Genomic DNA, 9,550 nt, shown 5'->3' on the forward strand with positions numbered 1-9,550 from the left:
GGGCCGCCACCCGCGGGGGGTGGCGGCCCTCAGCCATGCCGTACAGCGGCCGACCGTCGGGCCGCCGCTAGGCCGTCGGGCGGCCGGGCGGCCGGGCGGTCAGGCGGCCGGGACGGCCGGGACTGCGGGGCGGCCAGGTGGCCGGGACTGCGGGGCGCTTGGCCGGCTCCTGCGGCGTGACGGTCGGGTCCACGTCGCCGTTCAGCGCCTTGAAGCGGCGCAGCCGCAGGCTGTTGCTCACCACGAAGACCGAGGAGAACGCCATCGCGCCACCGGCGATCATCGGGTTGAGCAGACCCGCCGCTGCCAGCGGCAGGGCGGCCACGTTGTAGGCGAAGGCCCAGAACAGGTTGCCCTTGATCGTGCGGAGCGTGCGGCGCGAGAGCCGGATGGCGTCGGCCGCGGCCCGCAGGTCGCCGCGCACCAGGGTGAGGTCGGAGGCCTCGATGGCCGCGTCCGTTCCGGTGCCCATCGCCAGCCCGAGGTCGGCCTGGGCGAGCGCGGCGGCGTCGTTGACCCCGTCGCCGACCATCGCGACCGTGCGCCCCTCGGACTGCAGGCGCTTGACCACCGCCACCTTGTCCTGCGGCAGGACCTCGGCGATGACCTCCTCGATCCCGACCGAGTCGGCGACCGTACGGGCGACGGCCTCGTTGTCGCCGGTGAGCAGGACCGGGCGCAGGCCGAGGGCCTTCAGCTGCTCGATCGCCTCGGCGGAGGTCGGCTTGACCTGGTCCGCGACGGTGATCACGGCGCGCGCCGAGCCGTCCCAGCCGACCGCGACCGCGGTGTGGCCGAGCGCCTGGGCCGCGCTCATCGCGCGTTCCAGCTCGGGCGTGAGGTGCTGCGACCATTCGGCCAGGAGCTGCGGGCGGCCGACCAGTACGGCGTGGCCGTCCACGATGCCCTGGACGCCCAGGCCCTCGATGTTGGCGAAGTCCTCGACCGAGCCGAGGTCGGCGACGGGCACTCCGGCGCGTTCGGCGGCGCCGCGGGCGATGGCCTGCGCGATCGGGTGCTCGGAGGCGTTCTCCAGCGCGCCCGCCAGCCGCAGGACCTCGGTCTCGTCCGCGCCGGGGGCGGTGACGACGTCGACCAGGGCCATCTTGCCGGTGGTGACGGTGCCGGTCTTGTCCAAGACGACGGTGTCGATCGCCCGCGTGGACTCCAGCACCTCGGGGCCCTTGATCAGGATGCCGAGCTGCGCGCCGCGGCCGGTGCCGACCATGAGGGCGGTCGGGGTGGCCAGGCCCAGGGCGCACGGGCAGGCGATGATCAGCACGGCCACGGTGGCGGTGAAGGCCGCGGCGATCCCGCCGCCGGTACCGATCCAGAAGCCGAGGGTGGCGACCGCGAGCGCGATCACGATCGGGACGAAGACGCCGGCGATCTGGTCGGCGAGGCGCTGCACGCGGGCCTTGCCGGTCTGCGCCTCCTCGACGAGCCGCGCCATCTGGGCGAGCTGGGTGTCCGAGCCGACCCGGGTGGCCCTGACCAGCAGCCGGCCGCCCGCGTTCACGGTCGCGCCGACCACGGCGTCGCCGGACCCGACCTCGACCGGAACCGACTCGCCGGTCAGCATCGAGGCGTCGACCGCCGAGGAGCCCTCCTCGACCACACCGTCGGTGGCGATCTTCTCGCCGGGGCGGACGACGAACAGGTCGCCCGTCTGCAGCAGGTCGGTCGCGATCCGCTCCTCGCGCCCGTTCCGTACGACCGAGACCTCCTTGGCGCCCAGCTCCAGCAGCGCCCGGAGCGCGGAGCCCGCGCGGCGCTTGGAGCGCGCCTCGAAGTAGCGCCCGGCGAGGATGAACGCGATCACGCCGGCGGCGACCTCGAAGTAGATGTTCCCCGAGCCGTCCGAGCGCTCGATCGTGAGCTCGAAGCCGTGCCGCATGCCGTTCTCGCCGGCCGTGCCGAAGAACAGCGCCCACAGCGACCAGCCGAACGCGGCCAGCGTGCCGAGCGAGACCAGGGTGTCCATGGTCGCGGCGCCGTGCCGCAGGTTGGTCCAGGCGGCCTTGTGGAACGGCCAGCCCGCGTACGTCACGACGGGCGCGGCCAGGGTCAGCGACAGCCACTGCCAGTTGTCGAACTGCAGCCTCGGGACCATGGCCATGGCGATCACGGGGATCGCCAGGACGACCGCGGTCGTGAGGCGCTGGCGCAGCGGCGTCAGGCCGTCGTCCTCGTCGCGGTCGCCCACCTCGGAGTCGCCGGTGGACGTGGACCTGGGCGGCGGGGGGAGCTCGGCGGTGTAGCCGGCCTTCTCGACAGAGGCGATCAGTTCCTCCGGGGATACCCCTTCGGGGAACTCGACCTTGGCCTTCTCGGTCGCGTAGTTGACCGTCGCGGTCACGCCTTCGATCTTGTTGAGCTTCTTCTCGATGCGGGCCGCGCACGAGGCGCAGGTCATTCCGCCGATCGCCAGCTCGATCTGCGAGCCGCTGGACGCGGTCCCGGAAGTCATCGCTCTCCTCCTCCGTGAAGGTCGTGTGGTCTGCGGTCGATGCTCAGTGAGTGTGGCCGTCGGAGCCGTGCCCGCCGCCGGTCTCGTCCTGCGGCTGCTGCGGCTGCTGTGGCGGCGTCCCGGTCGCGTTCCCCGCGAGCGCGGTGAACTCGGCGGTGCGGACCTTGCCCGCGTGCTGGAAGTCCAGGTAGAGACGGTACGCGCCGGAACTCGGCACCTCGGCGTAGAACGTGATGTCGGGGCCGGGCTTGGTCTTGCCGTCGCCGGGCTCGCCGTCCGGGTGAACGTGCAGGTAGGCGAGGTCGCCGCTGCGGAGCGCGACCAGGTGCCCGTACGCCTCCAGGTAGGGCTGCAGGTCGGTGACCGGCCGGCCGTCCTTGCTCACCGAGAGCGTGAGCTTGCTGGACCGGCCCGGTACGAGGGTGCCGTTCAGCTTGACCTCGTAGCCGTCGACCTTGGCGACCTGCTCGGCCCTGGGCAGCGCCGCCGGCTCGTAGTCGCCGGTCGCGACGACGTCCGCGCCGAGCGTGAGCTGCTTCTCGGCGCCCTTGGGCTGGATGTCGGTGAAGAAGCGGTAGGCGCCCGGCTTGGGCAGGACGACCGCCGCGGCCCACACGCCGCCGCCGACCTCGCTCGGGTGCAGGTGCTGGAAGCCGGACAGGTCGCGCCGGGCGATGATCAGGTGGAGCTTCTTGCCGTGGAGCGGCGTGTAGCCGGTGACGGGCTTGCCGTCGGGGCCGTTCACGGTGAAGCGGAAGTCGGTCAGGTTTCCCGGCTTGAACGTGGTCGTGCGCGGAGCGAGCGTGTAGCCGTCCTGGGAGATCTGGAGCCCGCCGGGAACGACGGCCGTGCCGGACGCCGTGGAGGCCTCGTGCTCCATCCCGTTCATCCCGCCGTGGCTCTCGGTCTGCGCGGTGGCGCCGACGGGGCCGACGATGGTGCCGGCCCCGAGGGCGCCGCCGAAGACCGCGGCCAGGCCCAGGACGAACGCTCCCAGCTTGGTCGCGTTGTTCATCAGGAATGCGCCGCCAACTCGTATCCGGCCTCGTCGACGGCGTCCTTGATCAGGGCCTCGTCCACGGGGTTCTGGCTGGTCACCGTCAGGCGACCGGACTCCAGGTCGACGTCCACGCCGGTGACCCCGGCGACCTGCCCGACCTCTTCCTTGACCGAGCCGACGCAGTGGCCGCAGGTCATTCCCTTGACGGTGTAGGTGGTGGTGCTCATCGCGGCAGCTCCCCTGTCATCTCCGGATCAGTTACCCCTAGGGGGTATCTCGTGAACCTCACTGTGACATAACGTCCCGATGTCCGCAACCCCTAGGGGGTATGGGTTATCGCGAGACGATCGTCACACCGGCGATCGGCGCCGCCGCGGGCGCCCGGCCCGAAAGTTATCCACACGGCCACAGCTCGGTGATTTGCCCGCATCTGTCGAGTTATCTGCCATGGAATCCCCGTCAGTACGAGTTTCACACGCCCTTGTCCACAGGTATCCACAGGCCTGTGGACATGATTCGTCACGGATACTGGAGTCATGCCTGAGCTACCTGAGGTGGAGGCACTTGCCACCTTTCTGCGGGAGCGCGCGGTCGGCCACGCCATCGCCCGCGTCGATGTTCTCGCCATCTCCGCGCTCAAGACGTACGACCCGCCGATCACCTCGCTCGGCGGGCTGAGCGTCACCGGGGTCGCCCGGCACGGCAAGTTCCTCGACCTCGACATCGACGGACTGCACCTGGTCATCCACCTGGCCCGCGCGGGCTGGCTGCGCTGGCGGGACGAGATCCCGACCAAGCCGGTACGCCCCGGGGGTAAGAACCCGCTCGCCCTGCGCGTCCAGCTGGACGACGGCTCCGGGTTCGACCTGACCGAGGCCGGCACCAAGAAGGGCCTGGCGGTCTACCTGGTCCGCGACCCCGCCGACGTCCCCGGCGTGGCCTCGCTGGGCCCCGATCCGCTGGCCGAGTCGTTCACCACCGACTCGCTGGCCGCGATCCTCAACGGCCGCCGCACCCAGATCAAGGGCCTCCTGCGCGACCAGAAGATCATCGCGGGCATCGGCAACGCCTACTCCGACGAGGTCCTGCACGTCGCCAAGATGTCCCCGTTCAAGATCGCCTCCTCCTTCACCGAGGAGGACGTCACGACCCTCTACACCGCGATCCAGACCACCCTCAAGGACGCCGTCGAACGCTCGCGCGGCCTGGAGGCGCAGGACCTGAAGGGCGAGAAGAAGACCGGCCTGCGCGTCCACGGCCGCACGGGCCAGAAGTGCCCGGTCTGCGGCGACACCATCCGCGAGGTCTCGTTCGCCGACTCCTCGCTCCAGTACTGCCCCACCTGCCAGACCGGCGGCAAGCCCCTGGCCGACCGCCGAATGTCCCGCCTCCTCAAGTAATTCCGCCTCCTCAGGCGGGGGTGAGCATGGAGCGGAGGGCGGTCACTAGCGGGGCGACTCGGGGGTCGGCGGCGGACTCGTCGAGGGCCTCGGTGAGCGTTCCGTAGTAGGTGGGGGCGGCGGTGTCCTGGACGGCACGGCCCTCGTCGGTGATGACGGTATAGACGCCGCGGCGGTCGCGCGGGCACAGGTCGCGGCGGCTCAGGCCCGCCGATTCGAGGCGGGCGACCAGGCGGCTGACCGAGCTCTGGTTGAGGCCGATCAGGTCCGCGAGCTCCTGCATGCGCAGTTCGCCGTCGTCGGCCTTGGAGAGGCGGCACAGGGCGCGGTACTCGGAGAGGCCGATGCCGTGGCGCCGCTGCAGTTCCTTGCCCAGCCGGTGCTCCACGCGGCCGTGCAGCGTCACGACCTGGTTCCAGATCTCCGCGTCCATGGCTGATCCCGCCTTCCGTTGACAACAGATTACATGCAGTGCCAATATCTGCATGTACATACAACACATGCACGTACATGCATATTCTCGATAGGAGAGGTTCGATGGAGCAGATCGCGACGACGCCTGACTGGTACGAGCCGTACCGGATCTCGCAGGCCATCCGCGCGGCCGGCCTGATCTACGTGTCGGGCCAGGCGGGCTTCGACGAGAGCGGCCGTACGGTCTCCGAGGACTTCCTTGAGCAGGGGCGCCAGGCGTTCAAGAACATCGAGCGGGTGCTGGCCGAGGCGGGCGCCGACCTGTCCGACGTGGTCAAGGTCGGCATCTTCGTACGCGACATGGCGGCCAACCTCGACAACGTGATCCGGCTGCGTGAGGAGTTCCTCCACAAGCCCTACCCGGCCGACACCCTCCTCGAGGTCTCGTCGCTGGCTCAGCCTGACTGGCAGATCGAGGTCGAGGTCACCGCTCTGGAGAGGGGCCGGAACGTTGCCTGAGCTCAACCCGCTGCTGCTTCCGTACGAGGCGCTGGGCCTCGGCAACCGCATCGTCATGGCGCCCATGACGCGGGGCCGCGCCGACGACGCGACCGGCGTGCCCACCCCTTTGGCCAAGGACTATTACGCGCAGCGGGCGAGCGCCGGGTTGATCGTCACCGAGGGCCTGTACGTGAACGCCCTGGCCAAGGGCGGTCCGGGGATTCCCGGGCTGGTGAACGAGGCGCACGTCGCCGGCTGGCGGGAGGTGACCGATGCCGTGCACGCGGCGGGCGGGCGCATCTTCGCCCAGCTGTGGCACGTCGGCCGGATGACCCACCCGGCCGTTCTGCCGGAGGGTGAGCTGCCGGTCGCGCCGTCCGCCGTACGGATCGAGGGCCAGCGGATCTACATGGGCGACGCCGGGCTCGTGGAGCACGTGACCCCGAGGGCACTGAGCTGCCCGGAGATCGAGACCACGGTCGCCGACTTCGCCGCGGAGGCCCGCAACGCGATCGCGGCCGGGTTCGACGGCGTGGAGGTGCACGGCGCGAACGGCTACCTCTTCTCGCAGTTCCTCGCCGACAACAGCAACCTGCGCACCGACGGCTATGGCGGGTCGCTGGCCGGGCGGCTGCGGTTCGTGGTCGAGGTCGTGGAGGCGGTGGCGGCGGAGGTCGGCGCCGAACGGGTCGGGCTCAGGCTGTCGCCCGACAACCCGGAGAACGAGCTGATCGAGAAGGACCCGCAGACGACCCACCGGGCGCTGGTGGACGCCCTCGACCCGCTTGGCCTCGCGTACCTGCACGTCGTCGAGCGCGGGCGGTACGGAGCGCTCGCCGATCTACGGCCGCGCTGGTCCGGCACGTTGATCGCCAACTTCAACGGCCCCGAGCCGACCTCGCAGCGGGCCGGCGAGCAGGTGGTCGGCTCCGGGCTGGCCGATCTGTTCTCGTTCGGCCGGCACTTCATCGCCAACCCGGACCTACCCGCGCGGTTCGCCGCGGGCGCGCCGCTCGCCCGGCACGTGCCGCAGCTGGTGTACGGCGGGGACGCCCGCGGCTACACCGACTACCCGGCTCTGTTCAAGGCTTTCGCGGCCTCGGGGTCAGAGCCTGGCGGCTCGGACCCCGAACCGCGAAAGCGGCGAGCGCGACATCGCTCCGCGATCTGAGCGGGCGACTTCGCCTACGGCTCACCGTCCTCCAGCCCCCACCCGCCACCATTAACGGACGAGCTTCGCTCGGCTGGTCACCCGCTCAGGTAACGCGCTCGCGTGCCTGGCTGGGTTGCAGGTCTTAGTAGTCGAGCAGGCTGCCGCCGAAGTCGTGCTGCTCACGGTCGGTGATGCCGAGCTGGGTGGAGCCGAGGCGCTGGCGTCCCTGCAGCGTGACGCCCCCGGGCGTTCCGCGGAGCACGAAGACCAGGCCGAGGTTCGGCTTCCCGCCCGTGCCGACGCGCGGGAAGCCGAGCAGCAGGTCGGCGCGCTTGTCGCCGGTGAGGTCGGCGAGCTCGAGACCGTCGGCGAAGGTGTCGCTGTTGAACGTGGGCATCTCCGCGAAGCCGAACGTCTTGCGCGTGTAGCTCGGGCCGCTCTTCGGGCTGAGGCCCGTGGCGGTGCCCGCCCGGACGCTGACGCTCACGTTCTTGAAGTTGCCGTCCTTGTCGGGGTGCTTGTCGACCCCCACGACATCGGCCTTGCCGTCGCCGTTGACGTCCCCGACGGCGCGCGGGATCCAGGCGCCGTTGGTCGGCTCCGGCACGCCCAGCCCGCCCTTGGTGCCGAGGAGCACGTTGTAGCCGGAGGTCCTGCTGTCGTCGATGGACGCCCGCTCCACGACCAGGTCGGCCTTGTGGTCGCCGTTGATGTCGCCGACCAGGCCGAGGTTCCAGCCCGCCCAGCCGTTGCCGAACTGCCGCTTCGCGCCGAGGCCCTTCTTCGTGCCGAGCCGCAGTTCGGCCCACATGGCGATCGGGTCGTCGTCCCCGCCCTCGGCGTCGACGAACGCGACGAGGTCGGAGCGCTTGTCGCCGTTGAAGTCGCCGGCCGCCGTCTTGATCGAACGGTAGGCGCCCGGCCCCTTCACCGCGGTGTACACGCCGGTGACCGCGCGCTTGCCGACGTTCCTGAACGTGACGAAGCCGCTGCCGGACGGCGTGACGACGTCGGTCACGCCGTTCCCGTCGAAGTCGCCGAGGGTGACCTGGCTGCCGAACCACCCGGCCTTCTTGGCCTTGAGGAAGATCGTGCGGCTCGAAAGCCCCTTCGCGCCGCCGTAGATGATCACAATGCCGTTCAGGCCGTTGATGCTGGCGGCGAGGTCGGCGTAGCCGTCGTGGTCGAAGTCGGTGGAGGCGACGGCCATGCCGAACAGGTCGCCCGCCTTGCCCGACACGGGCTTGGCGGTGCCGGGGACGCCCGGGCTGTTCTCGGAGATGATCTGCTTCTTCGCCGGGTTGAGGCCCTTCGGACCGCCGTAGACGACCGTGATGAAGCCGGCCTGCGCCTGCTTGTTGACCATGCCCTCCGGGCTGGGGGCGGCGAGGTCGCGGCGGCCGTCGCCGTTGAAGTCGCCGGACATCGCGGGCCTCTTCGGCTTGGCGGCGGCGCCGGGCGCCGCGGGCGCGGCCTGGGCGCCGGTGGCGGTGAGGGCGGAGAGCGCGCCGGCCGCGGTGATCGCGGCCACCGCCGTGGCGAGGGGCTTATATGAGATCTTCACGGATACTCCGATGATCGGGACCGGGAACGTCATCCGGATGACGCTCCTAGATCACCACCGGTTTACCGGAATGGCCCCAAATGGTCCGGGAGATTGCACCAATTGGCGGTCAGGGAACGTCCCAAAAAGCGATCTCGTGCCGCATGCCCTGCAGGAACAGCCGCTCCGCGCGTTCGGGATCCGCGCCCGCCTCATCGATCATCTGGGCGCAGCGCCCGGTCAGCTCGGCGAACCCTGGATCGGCGTAGGTGTCCACCCAGCGGCGGTAGCGGGGCTCGGCGGGCGGGTCGGCGATCAGCCGGGCGCCGAGCGTCGAGTAGCCCCACATGCAGGGGTAGAGCGCCGCGAGGCCCTCGCCGTACGTGGCGGCGCTGTCCAGCAGGAAGCTCGTGTACGCCGCGCAGGCCGGGCCCTTGCGCGCCCCCTCCAGGTCGGCGCCGAACTCGGCGGCCAGCGAACGATGCAGGGCCAGCTCGTCATGGAACGTCGCGTGCGCGAGATCGACCAGGTCGCCCAGATGGGCGGCGGGCGCCTGCCAGGCCAGCCGCGAGAACACCCGCACGTAGTCGAGCAGGAAGAGATAGTCCTGCTCCAGCCAGGAACGGAACACCGCCTCATCGAGATCGCCTCGCGCGATCCCCTCGACCGTCGGGTGCTTCAGCTGCTCCTCGACCAGCGGAAGGCCGAGTTGTTCCAGATGCGCCGCAAGACTCATGTCCAAATAGTCGCAAACGCCACGCCCACGCGAACGCCAGGCCCTCGCCACCCACACGCCCCCGGCAACGACAAGGCCCCGCCGGGAGTTGCTCCCGGCGGGGCCGCAGTCTGGGTCGATGTGCGGGTCGCCTCTCGGCGAAAGGCACAACGCGGCTCCAGCCGAACGGTAATCCGCGAAGGCAATAGGTAGGGCCCGGGGACTCCAGGCACACCGACCATCACATGTAACGGAGCCGGCCCCCAAGTCATTCCCGCCCGGCCACCCGTTCTGGCACCGACCCCGCCACGGCCCGCTCCCACCACGGCCCGCTCCCACCACGGCCCGCTCCCA

9 protein-coding genes are annotated in these 9,550 nt (G+C 70.7%); 3 read left to right on the plus strand and 6 right to left on the minus strand.

All coding sequences use genetic code 11. The features are described from left to right. Positions 1-67 precede the first annotated feature (67 nt). Genes J4573_RS19845 through J4573_RS19855 form a run of 3 tightly spaced genes read right to left on the minus strand, consistent with a single transcriptional unit; the run spans position 68 to position 3,697 of the window. Positions 68-2,470, minus strand: a complete 2,403-nt coding sequence (locus J4573_RS19845) for a heavy metal translocating P-type ATPase (protein WP_208257215.1) — start codon at positions 2,468-2,470, stop codon at positions 68-70. A 43-nt stretch (positions 2,471-2,513) separates the two neighbouring features. Beyond that, complete coding sequence (locus J4573_RS19850) at positions 2,514-3,485, minus strand: DUF8832 domain-containing protein (protein ID WP_208257216.1); 972 nt, start codon at positions 3,483-3,485, stop codon at positions 2,514-2,516. After that, positions 3,485-3,697 (minus strand): heavy-metal-associated domain-containing protein, encoded by a 213-nt coding sequence (locus J4573_RS19855; RefSeq protein WP_208257217.1) that lies wholly within the window; start codon positions 3,695-3,697, stop codon positions 3,485-3,487. Before J4573_RS19855 ends, J4573_RS19850 begins: the two co-directional genes overlap by 1 nt. 309 nt (positions 3,698-4,006) lie before the next feature. On the opposite strand from J4573_RS19855, the gene J4573_RS19860 reads away from it, so the two are divergent. Further along, complete coding sequence (locus J4573_RS19860) at positions 4,007-4,870, plus strand: Fpg/Nei family DNA glycosylase (RefSeq protein WP_208257218.1); 864 nt, start codon at positions 4,007-4,009, stop codon at positions 4,868-4,870. A gap of 10 nt (positions 4,871-4,880) precedes the next feature. Here J4573_RS19860 and J4573_RS19865 read toward each other — a convergent pair whose 3' ends face one another. Further along, positions 4,881-5,303, minus strand: coding sequence for a MarR family winged helix-turn-helix transcriptional regulator (locus tag J4573_RS19865; protein WP_208257219.1), 423 nt, complete (start codon positions 5,301-5,303; stop codon positions 4,881-4,883). A gap of 104 nt (positions 5,304-5,407) precedes the next feature. Here J4573_RS19865 and J4573_RS19870 point away from each other — a divergent pair, with 104 nt between their 5' ends. Further along, the gene (locus tag J4573_RS19870) at positions 5,408-5,803 is read left to right on the plus strand and encodes a RidA family protein (protein WP_243773236.1); all 396 of its coding nucleotides are present in this window, start codon (positions 5,408-5,410) and stop codon (positions 5,801-5,803) included. Then, positions 5,796-6,956: an alkene reductase gene (locus J4573_RS19875; protein ID WP_279575515.1), complete on the plus strand. Its 1,161-nt coding sequence runs from the start codon at positions 5,796-5,798 to the stop codon at positions 6,954-6,956. Before J4573_RS19870 ends, J4573_RS19875 begins: the two co-directional genes overlap by 8 nt. Positions 6,957-7,080: 124 nt before the next feature. Here the strand turns inward: J4573_RS19875 and J4573_RS19880 are convergent, their stop codons facing one another. Together J4573_RS19880 and J4573_RS19885 are read right to left on the minus strand one after the other, a co-directional pair. Next, positions 7,081-8,502 (minus strand): FG-GAP repeat domain-containing protein, encoded by a 1,422-nt coding sequence (locus J4573_RS19880; RefSeq protein WP_208257221.1) that lies wholly within the window; start codon positions 8,500-8,502, stop codon positions 7,081-7,083. 109 nt (positions 8,503-8,611) lie between these two features. Beyond that, entirely contained in the window at positions 8,612-9,217 is a 606-nt protein-coding gene (locus tag J4573_RS19885; RefSeq protein ID WP_208257222.1) for a TenA family protein, read from the minus strand. Between the last annotated feature and the right edge of the window lie 333 nt (positions 9,218-9,550).

The organism is Actinomadura barringtoniae (assembly GCF_017573505.1).
Classification (GTDB): domain Bacteria; phylum Actinomycetota; class Actinomycetes; order Streptosporangiales; family Streptosporangiaceae; genus Spirillospora; species Spirillospora barringtoniae.